Raw genomic sequence first — 21,033 nt, 5'->3', positions numbered from 1 at the left:
AGTCATGACCATGCAGCGTGCTCGCCGACTCGCATCCACCGCCGTCGTCGCCGTCCTCGCCGTGACCGGCCTGACTGCCTGCCAGCAGTCGCCGGACGTGGCCGCGTACATCGCGGACGGGACGATCACCGAGGAGCGAATCCAGGGCATTTACGACCAGGTGCGCGACCAGCTGACCGCCGCCCGGGAGAAGGCCGCCCAGCAGCAGGCGGGGGCGGACGGCGCCTCGGCCCAGCCGCTGCCGCCGCTCACCATGCCGATCAAGCAGCAGGACGTCCTCAACACGCTGCTCAGCGTGGACATCCTGCGCAAGTCGGCGCAGGCGCACGGAGTGCAGGCCGCCGACGCACCGACGGTCGAGCAGGTGGCCCAGGCCCGCAACTACTCGCCCCAGTGGGAGTACACGCAGCTCTACGCGGAGACCTACCGCCTGCGTACCGCCCTGCAGGGCGCGATGAAGCCGGCCCAGCTCACCGACGACGACCTGCGCGACGTGCACCAGCGGCTGATCAAGGGCGGCGCCGCCGACCCGAGCACCACGTTCGACCAGTTCAAGCAGACCCTCTCGGAGCAGAACAGGGCGCTGCTGCAGAACTACGTGGCGATGCGCACCGAGCTCGAGAAGATCGTCAAGGACGACAAGGTCAAGCTCAACCCCCGCTACGGCGCCCAGCAGGTCGCCCTCCTGTCCGCGCAGTCGGCGGACGGCAACGACGTGCCGCTGGTCGTGCTGACCCTCGGCGGTGACGACGCCGGGGACCCGTACGTCACCGACGTCTCCACCGTGACGACCGTCGCCTGATGCCGGAGGCCGCCCGGATCGTCCTGCTGGTCACCTCGCCGAGGGTGCCCGCCGGACTGCTCACGGCGGCGGCCTGGGACCTGGTCCGGGCCTGGCCCGTGCTCGCCGCGGCCGACAGCGACCAGGCGGCGGCCCTGCGCGCGACGGGGGTCACCGTCACGGTCGTCGAGCCCGACCCCGAACGCCTGATCTCCGCGCTGGCCACGCACTCCACCGTCGTATGGCTCGCCGGCGCGGCCGGTGACGAGGACTTCGCCCGCCGGCTGGGGCTGCGGCTGGCGCGCGAGCCCTCGCTCGCCGAGCTGGAGCTCTGCTACGGCTCTTGGGATCCGCCCGGCGCCCGGCTGCTCGACGCGGTGGCGGTCATGGACCGGCTCGTGTCGCCCGGCGGAGACCCGTGGAAGCGGCAACAGACGCACGAGAGCCTCGCGCAGTACCTGCTGGAGGAGAGCTACGAGGCGTACGACGCCATGGTCTCGCACGACCTCGCCGCGCTGCGCGAGGAGCTGGGCGACGTGCTGCTCCAGGTCGTGTTGCACGCCCGGCTCGCCGAGGAGCTGCCCGAGGACGAGCGCTGGACGATCGACGACGTGGCCGGCGGCCTGGTCGACAAGATGGTGCGCCGCAACCCGCACGTCTTCGCCGGCGAGACGGTCGACGGCGTCGAGGCGATCGTCGACAACTGGGAGCGGATCAAGCAGCAGGAGAAGGCGCGGGACTCGGTCCTGGACGGCATCGCGCTGAGCCAGCCCGCCCTCTCGCTCGCCGCCAAGATCCTGCACCGGGCGAGCCGAGCGGGGCTGGACGTGCCCCTGCCCGACGGTCCCGACCTGGGAGCCACGCTGCTGCGGCTGGTGGCCCGGGCCCGCGAGGACGGCCACGACCCCGAAGCCCTGCTCCGGCAGGCCGCCCTGACCTACTCCGCCGCCGTGCGGTCGCGCGAGAATGTCGGACCCGCCGAGTAGATTGCGCTCCATGCCGGAGTTCGTCCCGCTCGCCGAGCGCATCGTCGACGCCATCCTCGACAGCGACCCCGCCCTGGCCTCCTACGCCGGAGACCACCGCTACGACGACCGGCTCCCCGACTACTCACCCGGAGCGGTCGCCGGTCGCGTCACCATGCTGCGCGACGCGGCCGACGCCCTGGCCGGCATCGACCCGGACGCCTTCGACCAGCAGGACCAGGTCGACCACGCCATCCTCACCGCCATCGTCGAGCGCGGCATCTTCGAGCTGACCGACGTGCGCGAGCACGAGTGGGACCCGCTGGCCCACAACCCCGGCCCGCTGCTGCACGCCCTCATCGCCCGCCCGTTCGCCCCCGCCGACGAGCGGCTGGCGGCCCTCGGCGGCCGGCTCTCCGCCATCCCCGACGCGCTTGCCACCGCCCGCGCGGTCCTGCGCGACGTGCCCCGCCTGCACGCGGAGGTCGCGACCGGCCAGTTCGCCGGCGCGGCGGCGCTGATCCGCGGAGAGCTGCCGGGCCTGCTCGCCCAGGCACCCGGGCTGCGCTCCGCCGTCGAGCCGGTCGCGGCCGCCGCCCTGGACGCGCTCTCGGAGTTCGACGGCTGGCTGCGAGCCCGCCTCGACAGCGGCGAGCCGGGCCGCGACCCCCGCCTCGGCCGCCCGCTCTGGGAGGCGCGGCTGTGGCACACCCTCGACACCGAGCTGCCCGCCGCCGAGATCCTCACCCGCGCCCGCACGAACCTCGACGACATCGGCGCCCGGCTCCGCGAGGCGGCGGCAGAGCTGGTCGGCGGCCCCGCCACCGACACCACCGTCCGTCGTGCCCTCGACACCCTGGCGGCCCAGCACCCCGACGACGCGACCATCGTCGACCTGGCCAAGGTCACCATGGTCGAGGCCACCGAGTTCGTCCGCGACCACGACCTCCTGACCCTGGTCGACGACCCCTGCCTGATCGAGGAGATGCCCGAGTTCGCCCGCGGCGTGGCGGTGGCCTACTGCGACCCGCCGGGGCCGCTCGAGACGGCCCAGGTCCCGACCTTCTACTGCATCGCCCCGGCCCCGTCCGACTGGCCGTCCGAGCGCGTCGAGTCCTTCTACCGCGAATACAACGACCACATGATCCGCAACCTCACGGTCCACGAGGCGATGCCGGGCCACTTCCTCCAGCTCGCCCACTCCCGCCGCTTCCGAGCCGCCACCCGCGTCCGCGCCCTCGGCTTCTCCGGCCCGTTCGTCGAAGGCTGGGCGGTGTACGCGGAAGAGCTGATGGCCGGACTCGGCTTCGGCGGCCTCCCGGTCCGCCTCCAGCAACTGAAGATGCAGCTCCGGATGACCCTCAACGCGGTGATCGACCAGCTCGTCCACTGCGAGGACCTACCGGAGTCGGAAGCGATGCACCTCCTGACGGCCCAGGGCTTCCAGGAGGAGGGCGAGGCGGCGGGCAAATGGAAGCGGGCACTGCTCACGTCGACGCAGCTCTCGACGTACTTCGTGGGCTACACGGAGGTCTCGGCGATCGCCGCAGCCCGCCCGTTCGGCGCAACCCCCAAGGCCTGGCACGACGCGATGCTGGCCCACGGCTCACCGCCGCCTCGCCACCTGGGCTTCCTGCTCGGTGTGTGATCGTCAGCTGTCGGTGCGTTTCGTCGACACGCATGGTCGCGGTAAGGTTGTAACGTGCCGACGTTACCGATCAGCAAGAAGCAGCTGGACAAGCTCGGCGATCGGCTGCGGGATGCGGCAAGCCCGGCGGCAGAGGACTTCGAACTTTTGGAGCAGGTTCTCGGGGCCTACGACGAGGCGCTTCAGTGCGTACGAACTCGGCTCCTGGAACTCGGCTTCGAGCCGACGGTCCGGCTCAAGACGACCGGCACCATCGTCGACAAGCTGAGACGCGACCGTAGCTCGAGCTTGAAGACGATTCAGGATCTGGCCGGTGCCCGCATCGTGCTTGCGGGAACCCTCCGCACCCAGGACGCCGCCGCCCAGACGATCATGGAGTCTTACGCCGCTGGTCCGGTCCTGCCGCTCCTGGTCGATCGACGGGCGGATCCGCGAGCGGGGTACCGCGCGCTCCATGTGATTCTGCGGCTCGACGGGATCCCGGTCGAGGTTCAGATCAGAACAGAGTTGCAGGATTTGTGGGCTCAGCTGTTCGAGAGGCTTGCCGACACCTGGGGCCGGCAGATCAGATACGGGGGCCCGCCCAACAGTGACGGATCCGAGTCCCGCGTCCAGGCCCGCCGCCGCACCGTCGCGGTCATGATGCGGATCAGCGAGGTGATGGCGAGGAGTGAAAGTCTCAGTGCCGCGCTCGAGGAACTGGACGTTCCGACACTCCTGCAGACCGCGGGTGTTGATGCTTCCGCCTCGGACGAGGAAATACCGGCGAAGTTCCGCGAGGTACGCTCCCAATATCTCGAGGTTTCGGCACAAGAGATCCGTCTCGAAGCCGAGGTGCGGGAGATGTTGACGATGGTGGCCGAGGTCGTGGGGAAAGAGGTGACTTCCGGATGAAGTACTTCTTGGTGGTCTTCGACCGCGTTCGTGGAGAACTGCTTCGGGAGGAAGAATTCCTCGACCGCGCCGGCGCGCTCAAGGCTCGCTTCGCCATCGAGCGCAGCGAGGGACTTTCGGCAGACGTGGAGGTGGTGATCCTGGGCGCCGAGTCCCTGGAGGCGCTTCGGCGTACTCATGCGCGCTACTTCCAGACGGTGGGGCAGCTGGCTCGAAGCGGCCTCACCCGTCTCACGGGAGCGTGAGCTAACCGAGCTCTCAGGCGCCGCGGCGGTCGATGAGCTTGGCTGCCTTCGGCATTTCGAAGACGTCGTCCGCCACCTTGTCCGCGTAGCTGGTCATCGCCACCTCGACGCGGGTCTGGTTGAGGACTCCGCTGAAGCTGCCCAGCACCCCCTCGTTGGTGATGCAGGTGCTGAAGTCGCGGGCCGCGGCGCCGTCGACGCCGGTCAGGGTGAGGCAGGTTGCGTGCCTGCCTGCGATTGTCGTGTCGTGTTGGTCGATTTCGAGGTCGGCGTCCAGGACCGCCCTGTTCAGGAGGTTCAGGACGGTCGCGGGGGTCACCATGCCCTTGGCGTCGGCGCTGCGGAACACGGCCGGGGGTGGCGGGCTCGTCGGGGTGGGCGGGCTCGTCATGGTGCAGGTGGCCGGTTTGGCCGCGGTGCGGCACTCGGTGGTGGCGTCCGTGGTGACCAGGAGTTTGCCGCCCGGGTAGACGTACGCCGCGCGGGCCGGTTTCTGGGCTTGGGCGATGGTGGCCGTCTCGCCGCCGGCGAGCTGGTAGGTCGCCTCGTAGGTGCGGGAGGCCTGGCCGGCGAGCTGGGCGGCGACGTCGGCCACCAGGTCGCTGCGGGTCAGGCCCTGCCCCGGCGTCTCGTCCAGGTCCGAGCAGCCCGCCGCGGTGGCGAGCAGGAGGGCGGCCGCCGTGAGGCGGAGGCGGGGCTTCGGGGCGAGCACGTGCACCACCTTGGCCGATCCCCGCAACCCGGCGCAAACCGGTAATCGAGTGGTTGCGGAGAGCGGCGGGGATGCGGGTCAGGATCGCGTACGGCTGAGCAGTTGCTGGCGCATCACGTAGCGGCGGATCACCCGGGCCATCGACTCGTCGGTGTCGAAGATGGCGACGATCTCGACCGACATCGGGCCCGGCGGCACCTGCTGGGGCAGCATCGCCACGCGGGAGGCGACCGCCGGGATGTCGACGATCTCGTTGCCGAGCTGCATCCAGAGCTGGAGGTCCTCGCCCGCCGTCACGTTCGTGCCCTCGAAGTGGGCTCGCATGCTGTGCTCGCTGATGTCGCGGATCCAGCCGTGGGCGTCCTTCCAGCCGGGGCGGCGCATGATGATGCGCTCGCCACCGCCACCGCGGACGTAGTTGCGGTGCTGCTCGACCTCGGCCTCGCCGGCGGGGTGCACCTCCACCCGGTTCTCGTCGATGCCGACGACCGCGCAGGGCAGGGCGTACCTGCCCCGGGGCGCGGCCGACCAGCGCAGGGTGACCTCGTCGCCCACGTGGGGGACGGCCACCAGCGGCGCGGACAGGGTCAGGCCCGCGTCCTCCGCGTGGAGCACGCGGACGCGGGCGGCCTGCTCGTCGGAGGCGGTCATCTCGACGTACGAGCCGGCATCGGGGAGGTGCGCGGAAGTAGTCATGGCAACACCGGTGATCGGCAGCGGGGGTGCCGGCCTGAGGCAAGTGACCGCCGAAGTTCACCGGCCGCCGCCACGGCCGCCGTCGCGGCTCGATACCCTCAGGGTCGTGGTCGGCCGCAGGGTCGCGGTCTGAGGAACTTATCCGTACGAACATGAGGAGCGACACGACAGATGGCCACCATTGAAGCGATCGTCGCCCGGGAGATCCTCGACTCGCGGGGCAACCCGACCGTCGAGGTCGAGGTCGGTCTGGACGACGGCACCATCGGCCGCGCCGCGGTCCCGTCCGGTGCGTCCACCGGCGCGTTCGAGGCGATCGAGCTCCGGGACGGCGACAAGGGCCGCTACCTGGGCAAGGGCGTCGAGAACGCGGTCAGCAACGTCGAGGACAAGATCGCCGACGAGCTGATCGGGTACGAGGCCAGCGAGCAGCGGCTGATCGACGAGAAGATGCTCGACATCGACGGCAGCTCCGACAAGTCCGAGCTGGGTGCGAACGCGATCCTGGGCGTCTCCCTGGCCGTCGCCAAGGCTGCCGCGCAGAGCGCCGAGCTGCCGCTGTTCCGCTACGTCGGCGGGCCGAACGCGCACCTGCTGCCGGTGCCGATGATGAACATCCTCAACGGCGGCGCGCACGCCGACTCGAACGTCGACGTGCAGGAGTTCATGATCGCCCCGATCGGCGCCCCGTCCTTCCGGGAGGCGCTGCGCACCGGTGCCGAGGTCTACCACGCGCTGAAGTCGGTGCTCAAGAAGAAGGGCCTGTCGACCGGCCTGGGCGACGAGGGCGGCTTCGCCCCCAGCCTGCCGACCAACGCCGCGGCGCTGGACCTGATCGCCGAGGCCGTGCAGGCCGCCGGCTTCGCCCTCGGCACCGACATCGTGCTGGCGATGGACGTCGCGGCCACCGAGTTCCACAAGGACGGCGCGTACGTCTTCGAGGGCTCGCCGAAGTCGACCGACGAGATGATCAACTACTACGCCAAGCTCGCCGAGACGTACCCGATCGTCTCCATCGAGGACCCGCTCGACGAGGGGGACTGGGCCGGCTGGACCGCGCTCACCTCGCAGATCGGCAACAAGGTCCAGATCGTGGGCGACGACCTGTTCGTGACGAACCCCACCCGCATCGGCCGGGGCATCGCGGAGGGTGCCGCCAACGCGGTCCTCGTCAAGGTCAACCAGATCGGTTCGCTGACCGAGACGCTGGACGCCGTGGACATGGCACACCGGGCCGGGTTCAAGACGATGATGAGCCACCGGTCCGGCGAGACCGAGGACGTCACCATCGCCGACCTGGCCGTGGCCGTCGGCAGTGGCCAGATCAAGACCGGCGCGCCGGCGCGTTCGGACCGGGTCGCGAAGTACAACCAGCTCCTTCGCATCGAGGAGGAGCTCGGCGACGCCGCGCGGTACGCCGGAGCGGGCGCGTTCCCGCGTTACCGCACCGCGTAACACTCCGTCGACAGATCATGGAGTTGTGGCTCCGCGTTCCGTGGGCATAGTGTCCTGGAGCAGGTGCCGCAACTCCATGGTCTTTGGCGAGTGCCGGGGGAGGGCAGGGATGACGCAGCGCCGCACACCGAGTGGTCAGGGGCCGTCCCGCCGCCCCACCGGCCACGCGGGACGTCCGGGGGTCCGCAGTGGCGCCCGGCCCACCCGCACCCGCGACACCGGGGCGACGCGCATCGAGCCACGGCGCATCCCCACCGCCCGGACCACCGGCAGCCTCAGCCGCTCCGGCAGCAGGCCCGCGGCCGCGCGCCGGGCCGCCGCCGCGGGAGCTACCAAACGCACCGTCGCCACCCGGCCCAAAGCCTTCACCGGGCGCGCCACCGTCCTCATCGTCGTGCTGGTCGCGCTGGCCCTCGCGTACACGTATCCGGTTCGCGTCTACCTCGCCCAGGAGTCCCAGATCGCGCAGATGCAGGCCGACCAGGCCGCGCAGCAGGCGCGGATCAAGGGCCTGGAGGAGGAGGTCGACAAGTGGAAGGACCCGGAGTACGTCCGCATCCAGGCCCGTGACCGGCTCTTCTACGTCAAGCCGGGCGAGGTGCCGCTCCTGGTGCTCAACGACCCGGCCGGTGCGGCCCGGGACGCGGGGCAGGACACCGCGGCGGGCAGCCCCGACCGGTGGTACGACACACTGTGGGGAAGCGTCGCCGCCGCCAATGCAGAATCCCGAGAGTAGATGACGACTCCTTCCGAGACCGATCTCGAGATCGTCGCCGAGCAGCTCGGCCGCCGCCCCCGCGGCACCCGCGCCGTCGCGCACCGTTGCCCCTGCGGCAATCCCGACGTGGTGGAGACCGAGCCGCGCCTGGACGACGGCACCCCGTTCCCGACGATGTTCTACCTGACGTGCCCGCGCGCCACGGCCGCGTGCAGCCGGCTGGAGTCCGCCGGGGTCATGCGGGACATGCAGGAACGGCTCTCCACCGATCCCGAGCTGGCGAAGCGGTACCAAGCCGCGCACGAGGACTACCTGGCCCGCCGGGAAGCCGTGCAGCACGTGCCGGAGATCGAGAAGGTCTCCGCGGGCGGCATGCCCGACCGGGTCAAGTGCCTGCACGTCCACCTCGGTCACGCGCTCGCGGCCGGTTCCGGGGTCAACCCGTTCGGCGACGAGGTACGCGCGGCGGTCGAGCCGTGGTGGGCCGGCGGGCCCTGCGTCACCCCCGAGGAGCCGTGACACCGGTGCCGGTCGAGATCCGCCGGGCCCGCACGTCCGACGTGAAAGCCATCCGCGCGCTCGTGGACACGTACACGGCCGACCGCCGGCTGCTCAGCAAGGCGACCGTCACGCTGTACGAGAGCGTCCAGGAGTTCTGGGTGGCGGTGGACACCGGCGAGGACCGGGTCGTCGGCTGCGGCGCTCTGCACGTGATGTGGGAGGACCTGGCGGAGATCCGTACGGTCGCGGTCGACCCGGCCTACCGCGGCCAGAAGATCGGCCACCGCATCGTCACGGAGCTGCTCGGCGCCGCCCGCGAGCTGGGTGTGGCGCGCGTGTTCTGTCTGACGTTCGAGACGCGTTTCTTCGGCACGTTCGGCTTCGCCGAGATCGACGGCGCCCCGGTCCCGCACGCCGTCTACGAGCAGCTGCTGCGCTCGTACGACGAGGGTGTTGCGGAGTTCCTCGACCTCGAACGGGTGAAGCCGAATACGCTCGGCAACAAGCGGATGTTGCTGCATCTATAGGAGTCCAGCGTGAGAGTCGCCGCCATCGACTGTGGCACCAACTCGGTTCGCCTGCTGATCGCCGACGTGGCGAGCGGCTCGCTGACCGAGGTCGCCCGGCGGATGGAGATCGTCCGGCTGGGCGAGGGCGTGGACCGCACCGGCCGGCTCGCTCCCGAGGCGATCGAGCGCACCCGCAAGGCCCTCCTCGGGTACGCGGCGGAGATCGCGGAACTGGGTGTCTCCCGGGTCCGCATGTGCGCCACGTCGGCCTCGCGGGACGCCTCCAACGCCGAGGACTTCCGCTCGATGGTCCGCTCGGTCCTCGGCGTCGACCCCGAGGTGATCACGGGCGAGGAGGAGGCCCGGCTGTCGTTCGCCGGGGCCGTGCACGGGCTCAACGCCGAACCGCCGTATCTGGTCGTCGACATCGGGGGCGGCTCGACGGAGTTCGTGGTGGGCTTCGAACAGGTCGACGCCGCGGTGTCCGTCGACATCGGCTGCGTGCGGATGACCGAGCGGCACCTGCACACCGACCCGCCCACGGCGGCGGAGGTCGCGGCAGCGGAGCGTGACATCACCACGGCCGTCGACAACGCGCTGCGCAAGGTCTCCGGTCACGGCGCGATGACCCTCATCGGCCTGGCCGGCTCGGTCACCACGGTGGCGGCGCTGGCCCTGCGCCTGCCCGAGTACGACGCCGCCCGCATCCACCACGCCCGGATCCCGTTCGACGACGTGGCGACGGTGACGGCAGACCTGCTCGGTTCGACCGTGGCGGACCGGCGGGACCTGCCGGTGATGCACCCGGGCCGGGCGGACGTGATCGGAGCGGGAGCGCTCATCCTGCGCGTCATCATGCAGCGCGCGGACAAGGCGTCGGTGGTAGCCAGCGAGCACGACATCCTCGACGGGATCGCCTTCTCCCTGGCCTGACACCGGGGCGTCACCTCAGGGGCGCCAGCCTCAGGTGCTTGGCCCGTACCGTATCGATGATCTTCTGCAGGCCCGGCGCGGTGTGCTTCCCGTGGCCGTGCATCAGGATCACGCCGCCGGCCGTCACCGGCGCGGAGCGGTAATCGCCGTACTTGATCCGCTCGACCATCCGGGCGGTGCTGGGGCCGTCCCAGTCGTAGGTGTCGGTCGTCCACCGGCACAGGCGGTAGCCCTTGGCCTGGGCGATCTGCTCCAGCCGGGTCGTGAACGCGCCGGCGCCGAACGGGGGCCGCAGCAGTCTGGGGCTGCCCGTGGCGGCGGTGCCCTTGTCGATCTGCTTCCCGACGCTCGTCTCACCCATCCGGCTCAGCGCCGGATGGGTGGAGGTGTGGTTGCCCACGACGTGGCCGGCGTCCTTGATCTTCTTGAACAGGGCCGGGTTCTCCCGGGCCCAGTCGCCACGGAAGAAGAAGCGAGCCTTGACGTTGTTCCGCTTGAGCGTCGCCAGGATGGAGGTGACCTGCGCGGCGCTACCGCCGTCGTCGAAGGTCAGCCAGACGTCGTTCGAGGTGTTGCCGCAGCGTTCGATCCGCTGGATGGCCGCCGGCGACATCGGTGCGGGCGACTTCTTGCCGTCCGCCTTGACGGGCCGCGCTCCGGACCCCGACACGGTACGGGTCACGCCGTCCTTGGTGAGCTTCGCGGTGCCCCGGACCGTGAAACTGCCGGGAGTGACCGGAAGCTGGAGGTAGCAGGTCCGGCTGGCGGTGTGCCGCACCGGGTTCTGCCAGACCGCACCGGCGCATCGGACCTTGCTGGCGCCGCTGCCCGTCGCCGAGATGGTGACCTTGCTTCCCGGCGGAACGTTGTACGCCGTCACGATGGCGGGAACCGTGCCGCCCGGGCTGTCGTACTGAACGGTGCTGACGCCGATGCGCGGCGCGGCGGCAGCGGCCGTGGTCTGCGCCTGCGATGTGCCGACACCCGCACCGGAGAGCAGGAGGCAGCCGACGGCGACCGTACCGATGGTTCCCAACCGGCGCATGACACTCCTTCTTCCGGGACCCGCGCACTGTACTGGTGCGGCGGGCTAAGTGAGAAGACGGGCGAGCAGGTCGCCGAAGGTCTGCAGCTCGTCCTCGGAGAGGGGCGCGAACGACTCGATCAGCGCTCCTCGCACGATGTCGGTTCCGCGCAGGCGCACGTCGTCGCCCTTGTCGGTGAGCCGGTGCCGCACGGCCCGGCCCGGCCCGGGCACCCGTTCGATGAGGCCGCGGTCGATCATGCGGGTGGCCAGCGTGCCGAAGGACTGGTCGCGCTGGAAGGTGAGCTGCGCGAGGTCGTGCAGCGACGCCTCGGGGTTCTCGTGCAGGTGCCGCAGGGCGTCCCACTGCACGATGGAGACGCCGAGCGGGGCCAGCCGGTCGTTGATGGTGCGGTGGTGGCGCATCTGCAGGCGCTTGACGGAAAGACCGATCTCACCGATGTCACGGGTCACGGCGGGAAGATTACCAGCGTGCTTATCTCAGCATCCTGACGAGGACAAGTCACCTCAATGCAGGTAGAAGTTTAAATCTTTCCTTGTGATCCGAGGCACATCGATGATCTTTGGGGCAGCGCGGCGTCCCGGCCTGCGGTTACTTTCTCTCCGCTCGATCATCTTCGAGCGTTTCACGGGGAGAAATCTGTGGTCGTTCTTCGTTCGCTGCACCCTGCCCTCCTGTCGGCCGTGCTCGTTCCGGCCGTGGTCGCCGGCCTCGCCGTCGGCTCGCCCGCCGCTGCGGCCCTGCCCCCGGCCCAGGCTGATCCGGCGACGGAGACCGCCGCGCCGACGCCGGCCGAGTCGGCCTCCCGCCAGGCTCGCGAGACCGGTCAGCCGGTCGAGGTGGTCGCCGAGCGCGCCGAGGACGAGCTGCTCTGGGCCAACCCGGACGGCTCCTTCACCTCGCAGATCACCGCCGGCCCGCAGCGGGTCCGGCAGGCGGACGGCACCTGGTCGGCGATCGACACCACCCTGGTACGCCACCCCGACGGCTCGATCGGGCCCCGCGCCGCTGCGGTCGACCTGGCGTTCTCCGGCGGTGGCACCGGTGACCTGATCCGGCTCGCCGAGGACGGCAAGGCGCTCGCATACGGGTGGCCCGGCACCCTTCCGGCCCCTGAGCTGGCCGGCGACACGGCGACGTACGCCGAGGTTCTGCCCGGCGTCGACCTGAAGGTGAGCGCATCGAGCGTCGGCTACTCGTACGTGATGGTGGTGAAGTCGGCGCAGGCCGCCGCCAACCCGGCGCTGGCCAACCTGGCCCTGAGCGTACGTGGTGAGGGTGTCACCATCCGCGAGTCCGAGTCCGGCGGGGTCGCGGCGGTGGACGGCGCCGGCGAGGTCGTCTTCGAGGGCGCCCAGCCGTCGATGTGGGACTCGGCGGGCACGGCCGCCCCGGCACCGGCGAAGAGCAGCAAGGCGCGGTCCGCCGCGTCCGAGCCCGCAGTCGCCGCCCAGAGCGGCCCGGAGCCGGTCGACGAGTCGGCCGCCCCGAGCGCCGGGGACCGGGTCGCCGACGTCGACGTGCGGCTTTCCGCCGGGGCGCTGACCCTGGTGCCGGACGCCGAGCTCCTGACCGGCCCGGCGACCGTCTATCCGGTCTACATCGACCCCGACGAGACCGTGAAGCGCACCGACTGGATGTACGTCAGCAGCGCGCACGCGAGCACCGAGTACTACAAGTTCGACGACGACGAGGGCGTCGGCCGCTGCTCCAACTGGGGCGGGTACGTGTGCAGCGGCAGCCCGTACACCAACCGGATGTACTTCAAGTTCACGCCGGTCAAGGCGGACTGGGCGGACCGCGTGGTCAGCAAGGCCGTCTTCCGCGTGTACGAGACGTGGTCGTTCTCCTGCACGGCGAGCTGGGTCGACCTCAACCTCGTCGACGCGGGCAAGGTGAACTCCGGCACCAACTGGAACAACAAGCCGACCGACGGTGACCTGATGGTCGACCGGAAGGTGGCGTACGGCAGGGGCAAGTCGTGCGACCCCGACGCCCCCGCGTCATGGGTCGAGTTCGCCGACAACAAGGACGAGAGCAACGAGAACCTGACCCCGACCGTCCGCACGAAGCTCAAGGACGGCGCGCCGATCGCCCTGTCCCTGAACGCCCACGACGAGGGGGACGGCAACAGCTGGAAGCGGTTCCGCGGTGACAACGCGTCCCTCGAGGTCACCTTCAACACCAAGCCGGGCAAGCCGTACGACGAGCAGACGACCAGCCCCACGACGGGTTGCGTGCGTGGTGCCTCCCGGCCCTTCATCCGCGACGCGACGCCGCAGCTGCAGGTGACCGCCGCCGACGACGAGAAGAGCCAGAACCTCAAGGTCACCTTCGAGGTGCAGGACCTCGCCGACACCAGCAAGAACGCGTACAGCGTGAAGATCGACCCGCAGAGTCAGCAGGGTAAGTTCTACGCCCCGGTGCCCGCCGGCAAGCTCAAGCACGGCCACTCCTACCGGTGGCACGCCTTCAGTAACGACGGTGCCGTCGACGGTCCCGACTCCGACTGGTGCGAGCTCTCGATCGACCTCGAGGAGCCGAGCGTGCCGCCGGTGGTCACCTCGGACGACTTCCCGGCCGAGGGACGCGGCAAGCCGGTGGGGCAGAGCGGGGTGTTCACCTTCGCGGCGGGTGCCAACAAGGACTCGGTCTACGGCAACGACGTCGACTACTACAAGTGGTCGCTGACGACGGACGTACCGACCAACACCGTGAACAACGCAGCTCTCGGTGGCACCGGCACCACGCCGCCGGTCACGCCCACCAGCTTCGGCCCGAACGTGCTCTACGTGCAGAGCTACGACCGGGCGGGCAACCCGAGCGAGATCTTCCGGTACGTGTTCCGGCCGACCCGCGCGTGCGACGACCCGGCCGCCGACACCTGCGCCGCCGGCGTGTGGAAGCTCGACGAGACGACCGGCACGACCGCGGCCGACAGCTCGGGCAAGGGACACCCGCTCACGGTCACGGCGGCGACGCGGGCTCCGGGCCAGCTCGGTGCCGCCGACCCGGCCGACCAGGCCCTGCACCTCGACGGCACCAGCGGATTCGCCTCCGGCGCCGCGGTGGTCGACTCCCGGCAGGGCGTCACGGTCTCGGCCTGGGTGCGGCCCACGAACTTCGCCCACAACGGTACGGTGCTCAGCCAGGCCGGCACCTACGGCAACGGCTTCGCCCTCGGCTACTCGTCCGCCGCAAAGCGCTGGGTCTTCGGCCGGCACAAGGCCGACAAGGCGAACCCCGCGGCCACCGACCTGGTGCAGGCGACGGCGGCGACCACCGAGGCGCCCGAGCTGAACCGGTGGACCTACCTGACCGGCGTCTTCGATCCCGCGGACAACACCCTGCGGATCTATGTGGACGGTAAGGAACAGGGCACCGCCAAGTACACCGGCACCATCTGGAACGGCGCGAGCAGCCTGCAGGTCGGCCGCGCCCGATCGAACGACAAGTGGGTCGACCTGTTCGCCGGCGACGTGGACGACGTCCGCGTCTTCGCCGGAGTCCTCGACCCCGCCGACATCGACGGCCTCTGGTTCGCCAGCCGGCCGCCGGTCGCCTGAGCCTCGTCACCGTCCCGGCATGCGGAAGGAAACATCGATGCGTGGGGTCACCAACCGCCGGCGTGCTGCGCTGGTCGGACTCGCCGGTCTGCTGCTGACCACGTTCGCGGCCGTACCGGCGCGCGCGGACGAACCGGTCGACGAGGCAGCCCGCGAGGCACGCCGCCCGAAGACCCAGGAGTCCGTCTCCATCGACGTGGGCACGGAGGGCATGCAGCCGGCGCTCAAGCCCGGCGGGGACGCCGCGGCCGAGCCGGTGGAATGGCCCGCAGCCGCCGCGACCACCGTGCCGGTCGCCGGCACAGCCGCTGACGTCGCTCCGGGCGGACTGCCGGTCACCGTGGCGCCTCCGGCCGACGCACCCGCGGCCGGCAAGCCCGCCGCGGTCCGCGTCGAGGTTCTCGGTCAGGCGGCTGCCGCCCGTGCCGGCGTGGACGGCGTCCTGCTGTCGGTCTCGCGTACCGATGGCAAGGCGGCTGCCGGAGAGGTCAGCCTCGGCATCGACTACAGCTCCTTCGCGCACGCGTACGGCGGTGACTGGGCCTCCCGGCTGCGGCTGGCGAGCCTGCCCGCGTGTGCGGTGACCACTCCGGACGTACCCGGATGCCGGGTCGCCACCCCGCTGGCCGGCCGCAACGACCAGGAGAAGGAGAAGGTCGTCGCGGACGTGCCCGCGCCGGCCGCGCCCGGCGCGGGCAAGCAGCGGGTGGCCGCGGCGAGCGCCGGAAGCGTCGGCCTGCTGGCGCTGTCCAGCGGTGCGAGCGGCGCGACCGGCAGCTACGCCGCGACCTCGCTGGCGCCCTCCGGCAGCTGGCAGAACTCCGGCAACACCGGCGGCTTCAACTGGCAGTACCCGCTGCGCGTACCGCCGGCGCTGGCCGGTCCCTCGCCGCAGCTGGCGCTCGGCTACTCCTCGGCGAGCGTGGACGGCCGGGTCGGCTCCACCAACAACCAGCCCTCCTGGATCGGTGAGGGCTTCGACATGGCGGTCGGCTACATCGAGCGCTCGTACCGGTCCTGCACCGACGACGGCCACGACGAGCTCGGCGAGGAGAAGTTCGACCTCTGCTGGCACTCCGACAACGCCACCATGTCGTTCGCCGGCCGCAACGGCGAGCTGGTCAAGAAGTCCGGCGACGAGTGGCGGCTCAAGTCCGACGACGGCACGAAGATCACCAAGGAGACCGGCGCGTCGCACGACGGGCACGGCAAGGAGTACTGGGTCGTCACCACCACGGACGGCACGCGCTACTACTTCGGCAAGGGCAAGCGCTCCGCGGACGACACCGAGAACACCAACTCGGCGTGGCAGGTGCCGGTCTACGGCGACGACGCCGACGAGCCATGCCACGACGACAAGTTCGCCGACTCGCGCTGCCTGCAGACCTGGCGCTGGAACCTCGACTACGTCGTCGACGCCCACGGCAACACGATGACCTACTACTGGGGCATCGAGACCAACCGTTACGGCGCGAACCGGGACGACAAGTCCGTCGAGTACGACCGCGGTGGCTACCTCAAGCGCATCGAGTACGGCGAGCGCGCCGGCAGCGAGAACGACACCACCGCGCCGATGCGCGTGGTCTTCTCCGTCGCCGAGCGCTGCAAGGGCGACGACGCCGACTGCGAGCCCGGCGACCTCAAGAAGGACACGGCCACCCGCTGGCCCGACGTGCCGTTCGACCAGATCTGCACCGACGACGAGAGCTGCGAGGAGCAGTGGTCGCCGACGTTCTTCACGCGCAAGCGCCTGAAGTCCGTCACCACCCAGGTCTACAAGGGCGGCGCCTACAGCGACGTGGACGTGTGGCAGCTCGACCAGTCGTACCCGGACCCGGCCGACGCCTCGACCGCGGCGCTGTGGCTCGACTCGATCACCCACATCGGCAAGGGTGCCGGCGCCGACATCACCCTGCCCAAGACCACCTTCACCAAGGTGCCGCTGGACAACCGGGTGGACCGCGACGGCGACGACCGGTTGCCGTTCCGCAAGTTCCGGATCGCCGCGATCCAGTCCGAGTCCGGCGGCCTCATCTCGGTCAACTACGCCAAGCCCGACTGCACCCCGGGCGACCTGCCCAAGCCCGAGACCAACACCCGCCGCTGCTACCCGTCCTTCTGGTCGAAGGAAGGCCAGATCGGCGAGGACACCGACTGGTTCCACAAGCACGTCGTGGAGTCCGTCGTGGAGAACGGCCGTACGGGCAACAGCGTCGCCAAGGTGACCAGCTACGAGTACCTCGGCGGGGCCGCCTGGCACTACGACGACAGTGAGCTCACCAAGTCGAAGAACAAGACGTGGGGCCAGTTCCGCGGCTTCAAGACCGTCCGCACCATCGTCGGCGGCACGGGCACGGCCGACCGGCTGCGCACCGAGGCCACGTACCTGCGCGGCATGGACGGCGACCGCAAGGACAAGGATGGCGGCCGCAAGTCCGAGACGGTCACCGCCAGCGACGGCACGACGGTCACCGACAACGACCGCTACCAGGGCTTCCTGCTGGAACAGCGCACCTTCGACGGCGTCTCCGGCGGTGAGATCTCCGGCCTGGTCAACACGCCGTGGCTCTCCGAGCCGACCGCTACGGAGGGCGCCGACGAGGCGCGCCTGCTGTCGATCCGCAAGGCGACCACGCGGACCACCCTGGACGGTGGCAAGGTCCGCCGCACGTCGGTCCAGCACGACTACGACGCGTACGGCATGCTCGAGTCCTCCGACGACGCCGGCGACCTCGACGTCACGGGCGACGAGTCGTGCACCCGCAACTGGTACAACCGTAATGTCGCCAAGCGGCTGCTGACGCTCGTCAGCCGGGTCCAGACGGTCTCCGTGCCGTGTTCCGCCACCCCGAAGTTCCCGGACGACGCCGTCTCGGACGTGCGCACCTGGTACAGCGGCGGCGCCTTCGAAGACGTCCCGGACAACGGCGACGTGACCAAGACGGAGCAGGCCGAGTCGTACGTCAACGGCCAGCCGAAGTACCTCACGGTGGCCCGCTCGACCTACGACAAGTACGGCCGGCTGCGGTACTCGTACGACGCCGAGGACAACAGGACCGAGACCAAGTACTTCCCGGCCGACGGCGGCCCGGTCACCGGCATGTCCGTCATCAACCCGCTGAACCAGGCGACCACGTCGACGGTCGAGCCGGGCTGGGGCCTGGTCACCGAGACCAAGGACCCCAACGACCAGCGCACCGCGTTGCGCTACGACGCCCTCGGCCGCCTCGTGAAGGTCTGGCTGGCCGGTCGCACGGTCGACGACGACGTCCCGGACATCGAGTACACGTACTCCATCCGTACCGATGCTCCCGTGGCCGTCACGACGAAGACCCTGTTGCCGAACGGCGGCATCCGCACCTCGTACGCCCTCTACGACGGCCTCCTGAGGCCGCGGCAGACGCAGGACCCGTCGCCGAACACCGGCCGCATCATCACCGACACCCAGTACGACTCGCGCGGCCTCGAGGTCGAGAAGGCCGGCCCGTTCTACAACAAGGACGCGCCGGGAACGACCCTGGTCGACACCTCCAAGGCCGAGGGCAAGCTGCCCCTGACCCAGACGATCTACGACGCCGTCGGCCGGGCCAAGGAGTCCATCTTCAAGGTCGGCCAGGTCGAGAAGTGGCGCACGTCCACGACCTACCACGGCGACCACACCGACGTGACCCCGCCGAAGGGCCAGACGCCGACCACCACGTACACGAACGCCCAGGGCCTCACCACCCGCCTGCTGGAATACAAGGGCGCCAAGGCGGAGGGCGCGGCCGACACCACGCTGTACAGCTACGACAAGGCCGACCGCCTCAAGCAGGTCCAGGACGCGGCGGGCAACCTCTGGAAGTACGGCTACGACCTGCTCGGCCGCCAGATCACGGCCTCGGACCCGGATGCCGGCGACACTTCGACCAGCTACAACAAGCTGGATCAGGTGACGTCCACGACGGACGCCCGCAAGCGGACGCTCGCCTACAAATACGACGATCTCGGCCGTCCGGAACTGCTCGAAGAGGTCCCGGCCGACCCGGCTGCGGCCCGCATCAAGCTGGCCACCTGGACGTACGACACGGCCAAGCTGGGCAAGGGCCGCGCCGCCACGGCGACCCGCTACGTGGGCACCAACGCCTACACGTCCTCGATCTCGGAGTACGACGTAGCGGGCCGACCCAAGACGACGTCGGTCACGATCCCGGCCTCGGAAGGCGCCCTCGCCGGCACCTACAAGGCCGAGGCGACCTACAACGTCGACGGCAGCCCGGAATCCATCACCAGCCCGGCCGCGGGTGACCTGCCCGCGGAGACCCTTCGCTACGGCTACAGCTCCCGAGGCGTCCCGACCTTCATCACGGGTACGTCCGGCTACGTCCGCGACACCACGTACTCGGACTTCGGCGAGGCGCTGCAGTACACGCTCGGCACGAGCACGGCATCCAAGTACACCTGGCTGACGCAGGCGTACGAGGAAGGCACCCGCCGCCTGCTCAACGCCCGCGTCGACCGCGAGATCGTGACGGGCACCGACACGGACGCGACGTACTCCTACGACCCGGCGGGCAACGTCCTGAGCATCGCCGACAAGCCCAGCCAGACCGGCACCAAACCCGACATCCAGTGCTTCCAGTACGACTACCTGCGCCGGCTGAAGGAGGCGTGGTCCCAGGCGACCACCTGCGCGGCGACGCCGTCGGAGACGGTCCTGGGCGGCGCGGCGCCGTACTGGCAGAGCTTCACGTACGACGTGGCGGGCAACCGTACGCAGGAGATCACCCACAAGACGGTCTCCACCGGCACGGACGTGAAGAAGGTCTACACGCCCTACGGGGTGGGCGCTAAGCCGGCGCACGCGGTCAAGCGCACGGACATCACGACCACGACCGCCGGCAAGACCGTCACGACGGCGGACACGTACGAATACGACCCGGCCGGCAACACGACCAAGCGCAACATCTCCGGCAAGCCGGGCGAGGAGTACCGCTGGGACGCCGAAGGCCGCGTCTCCGAGGTCCTCAAGAACGGCACGGTGGTCGCGTCGTTCGTCTACGACGCCGCGGGTAGCCGCCTCATCCGCCGCGACCTGGCAGGCAAAGCCACGACGCTGTACCTCGGTGGCCTGGAACTCAAGCTCGACACGACGACCCAGGCGAAGACCGCGACCCGGTACTACACCTTCGGCGGCAAGACGATCGCCATGCGCACCAAGGCCGGGGTCACCTGGCTGGCCGGCGGCCAGAACGGCACCGCAGAGATCTCCATCAACGCGGCCGACTCCAAGGTGACCCAGCGCCGAACCCTGCCGTTCGGCGGGGTGCGCGGCAGCGCCGGAACGTGGCCGGGGGAGAAGGGCTTCGTCGGCGGCACCAACGACGCCGTTACAGGGTTGACGCACCTCGGTGCCCGTGAGTACGACCCGGCCAGCGGCAGGTTCCTGTCGGTCGACCCGGTGGTCGACTTCACCGACCCGCAGCAGCTAAACGCCTATGCATACGGCCGCAACAACCCCCTGGTCTTCCCGGACCCCACGGGTCTGTGGTGGGGCTGGAGCAACGTCGGTCACCTGGCCCTCGACGTCGTCGGATTGATTCCGGTGGTCGGCGAGGTTGCGGACGTGGCCAACGGCATCTGGTATGCGGCCGAAGGCAACTACGTGGACGCCGCGCTGTCGTTCGCCTCGGCGATTCCCGTTGCCGGCTACGGAGCGACGGCAGCCAAGGGCGCCAAGTATGCGGATGAGGCCATCGAGGCGGTCGACGTCGTCGTCGACACGGCGAAGACGGCCAACAAGGCAGAGGACGCGGCGAAGGTCGCGGACAATGTTGTGCCGCCAGCTGCTCCGAAGGCGGCTACGCCACCGAAGCCGGCCCCGCCGGCCAAACCCAAGGATGCGCCGAGCGGGGCGAAGGACACCTCGCCCAAGAAGGCCGACGGCGACAACCCTGGCGGCGGCAAGGGGGACGGCGGGGCCAAGAGTGACAGCGGCGCCAAGAGTGACAGCCGTGGTTCCGGCGGTTCGAAACTCAAGCCCGACGAGATTCACCTCTACCGTGCAGTCCAGGACGGGGAACTGAAGGGCATCCACTCCAGCCGGGCGTTCGAGAACCCTGCCGGTATTGAGACGAAGTACTTCTCGTTCACGGAAGAGGGCGCCAGCGCGTACGCCCGTGAGGCATACAAGAACTGGCCCCATGAGGGCCCGTACACGATCGTCCGGACCGTGATCAACAAGAACGACATACCCGAGGAGGCGCTGCTTCCGCACCTGGCCGACGCCGGCGGTGGGATCGGTGGCGTTGCGCTTCCGACTTCCGTACTGTCGCGGCTGGGGCGGCCTCGCATCCTTCCCCACGGACTATTGGGCGGGTGAGAC

The 21,033-nt window shown here is 70.2% G+C and carries 16 protein-coding genes; 12 read left to right on the top strand and 4 right to left on the bottom strand.

Annotated elements, in window-relative coordinates; all coding sequences use genetic code 11:
• Positions 1-10 precede the first annotated feature (10 nt).
• Genes AB0J80_RS12375 through AB0J80_RS12355 form a run of 5 tightly spaced genes read left to right on the top strand, consistent with a single transcriptional unit; the run spans position 11 to position 4,533 of the window.
• Positions 11-802, top strand: a complete 792-nt coding sequence (locus AB0J80_RS12375; protein ID WP_364703956.1) for a hypothetical protein — start codon at positions 11-13, stop codon at positions 800-802.
• Entirely contained in the window at positions 802-1,767 is a 966-nt protein-coding gene (locus AB0J80_RS12370; protein WP_364703954.1) for a MazG family protein, read from the top strand. The genes AB0J80_RS12375 and AB0J80_RS12370 overlap by 1 nt, the downstream gene beginning before the upstream one ends.
• 10 nt (positions 1,768-1,777) lie before the next feature.
• Positions 1,778-3,394: a DUF885 domain-containing protein gene (locus AB0J80_RS12365; RefSeq protein WP_364703952.1), complete on the top strand. Its 1,617-nt coding sequence runs from the start codon at positions 1,778-1,780 to the stop codon at positions 3,392-3,394.
• Between the two features lie 54 nt (positions 3,395-3,448).
• Positions 3,449-4,288, top strand: coding sequence for a hypothetical protein (locus AB0J80_RS12360; RefSeq protein ID WP_364703950.1), 840 nt, complete (start codon positions 3,449-3,451; stop codon positions 4,286-4,288).
• Complete coding sequence (locus AB0J80_RS12355) at positions 4,285-4,533, top strand: hypothetical protein (RefSeq protein WP_364703947.1); 249 nt, start codon at positions 4,285-4,287, stop codon at positions 4,531-4,533. Before AB0J80_RS12360 ends, AB0J80_RS12355 begins: the two co-directional genes overlap by 4 nt.
• Positions 4,534-4,546: 13 nt before the next feature.
• Here AB0J80_RS12355 and AB0J80_RS12350 read toward each other — a convergent pair whose 3' ends face one another.
• Positions 4,547-5,245 carry a hypothetical protein gene (locus tag AB0J80_RS12350; RefSeq protein WP_364703945.1) on the bottom strand — a complete coding sequence of 233 codons (699 nt, stop codon included), beginning with the start codon at positions 5,243-5,245 and terminating at the stop codon, positions 4,547-4,549.
• A gap of 78 nt (positions 5,246-5,323) precedes the next feature.
• A complete protein-coding gene (locus AB0J80_RS12345; protein ID WP_364703942.1) occupies positions 5,324-5,941 on the bottom strand; it encodes a hypothetical protein in 618 nt (205 codons plus the stop codon).
• 171 nt (positions 5,942-6,112) lie between these two features.
• Here AB0J80_RS12345 and eno point away from each other — a divergent pair, with 171 nt between their 5' ends.
• From eno to AB0J80_RS12320, 5 genes are all read left to right on the top strand, one after another.
• Complete coding sequence (gene eno, locus AB0J80_RS12340; RefSeq protein ID WP_364703939.1) at positions 6,113-7,396, top strand: phosphopyruvate hydratase; 1,284 nt, start codon at positions 6,113-6,115, stop codon at positions 7,394-7,396.
• Positions 7,397-7,505: 109 nt separating this feature from the next.
• On the top strand, positions 7,506-8,132 hold the full coding sequence (locus tag AB0J80_RS12335; RefSeq protein WP_364703937.1) for a septum formation initiator family protein: 627 nt from the start codon (positions 7,506-7,508) through the stop codon (positions 8,130-8,132).
• Positions 8,133-8,633: a DUF501 domain-containing protein gene (locus AB0J80_RS12330; protein WP_364703934.1), complete on the top strand. Its 501-nt coding sequence runs from the start codon at positions 8,133-8,135 to the stop codon at positions 8,631-8,633.
• Positions 8,630-9,142, top strand: a complete 513-nt coding sequence (locus AB0J80_RS12325) for an amino-acid N-acetyltransferase (protein WP_364703932.1) — start codon at positions 8,630-8,632, stop codon at positions 9,140-9,142. The genes AB0J80_RS12330 and AB0J80_RS12325 overlap by 4 nt, the downstream gene beginning before the upstream one ends.
• A 9-nt stretch (positions 9,143-9,151) precedes the next feature.
• Positions 9,152-10,057 (top strand): Ppx/GppA phosphatase family protein, encoded by a 906-nt coding sequence (locus tag AB0J80_RS12320; protein ID WP_364703929.1) that lies wholly within the window; start codon positions 9,152-9,154, stop codon positions 10,055-10,057.
• 10 nt (positions 10,058-10,067) lie between these two features.
• Here AB0J80_RS12320 and AB0J80_RS12315 read toward each other — a convergent pair whose 3' ends face one another.
• A complete protein-coding gene (locus tag AB0J80_RS12315) occupies positions 10,068-11,102 on the bottom strand; it encodes a polysaccharide deacetylase family protein (protein WP_364703927.1) in 1,035 nt (344 codons plus the stop codon).
• Between the two features lie 45 nt (positions 11,103-11,147).
• A complete protein-coding gene (locus AB0J80_RS12310) occupies positions 11,148-11,555 on the bottom strand; it encodes a MarR family transcriptional regulator (protein ID WP_364703925.1) in 408 nt (135 codons plus the stop codon).
• 189 nt (positions 11,556-11,744) lie between these two features.
• Here AB0J80_RS12310 and AB0J80_RS12305 point away from each other — a divergent pair, with 189 nt between their 5' ends.
• Together AB0J80_RS12305 and AB0J80_RS12300 are read left to right on the top strand one after the other, a co-directional pair.
• Entirely contained in the window at positions 11,745-14,669 is a 2,925-nt protein-coding gene (locus tag AB0J80_RS12305; RefSeq protein WP_364703922.1) for a LamG-like jellyroll fold domain-containing protein, read from the top strand.
• 37 nt (positions 14,670-14,706) lie between these two features.
• Positions 14,707-21,030, top strand: a complete 6,324-nt coding sequence (locus AB0J80_RS12300) for an RHS repeat-associated core domain-containing protein (RefSeq protein WP_364703919.1) — start codon at positions 14,707-14,709, stop codon at positions 21,028-21,030.
• The last annotated feature ends 3 nt before the right edge of the window (positions 21,031-21,033 follow it).

It is taken from the genome of Actinoplanes sp. NPDC049548 (genome assembly GCF_040676695.1).
Taxonomy (GTDB): Bacteria; Actinomycetota; Actinomycetes; order Mycobacteriales; family Micromonosporaceae; genus Actinoplanes.
The sequence above is the reverse complement of the archived record's forward strand: the minus strand, read 5'-3'. Positions and strand labels throughout refer to the sequence as shown.

Excerpts from the sequence above, each read along its gene's own strand:
- AB0J80_RS12300 (WP_364703919.1), top strand. The coding sequence starts at position 14,707 with ATGCGTGGGGTCACCAACCGCCGGCGTGCTGCGCTGGTCGGACTCGCC.
- AB0J80_RS12370 (WP_364703954.1), top strand. The coding sequence starts at position 802 with ATGCCGGAGGCCGCCCGGATCGTCCTGCTGGTCACCTCGCCGAGGGTG.
- AB0J80_RS12335 (WP_364703937.1), top strand. The coding sequence starts at position 7,506 with ATGACGCAGCGCCGCACACCGAGTGGTCAGGGGCCGTCCCGCCGCCCC.
- AB0J80_RS12345 (WP_364703942.1), bottom strand. The coding sequence starts at position 5,941 with ATGACTACTTCCGCGCACCTCCCCGATGCCGGCTCGTACGTCGAGATG.
- AB0J80_RS12375 (WP_364703956.1), top strand. The coding sequence starts at position 11 with ATGCAGCGTGCTCGCCGACTCGCATCCACCGCCGTCGTCGCCGTCCTC.
- AB0J80_RS12365 (WP_364703952.1), top strand. The coding sequence starts at position 1,778 with ATGCCGGAGTTCGTCCCGCTCGCCGAGCGCATCGTCGACGCCATCCTC.
- AB0J80_RS12355 (WP_364703947.1), top strand. The coding sequence starts at position 4,285 with ATGAAGTACTTCTTGGTGGTCTTCGACCGCGTTCGTGGAGAACTGCTT.
- AB0J80_RS12330 (WP_364703934.1), top strand. The coding sequence starts at position 8,133 with ATGACGACTCCTTCCGAGACCGATCTCGAGATCGTCGCCGAGCAGCTC.
- eno (WP_364703939.1), top strand. The coding sequence starts at position 6,113 with ATGGCCACCATTGAAGCGATCGTCGCCCGGGAGATCCTCGACTCGCGG.
- AB0J80_RS12315 (WP_364703927.1), bottom strand. The coding sequence starts at position 11,102 with ATGCGCCGGTTGGGAACCATCGGTACGGTCGCCGTCGGCTGCCTCCTG.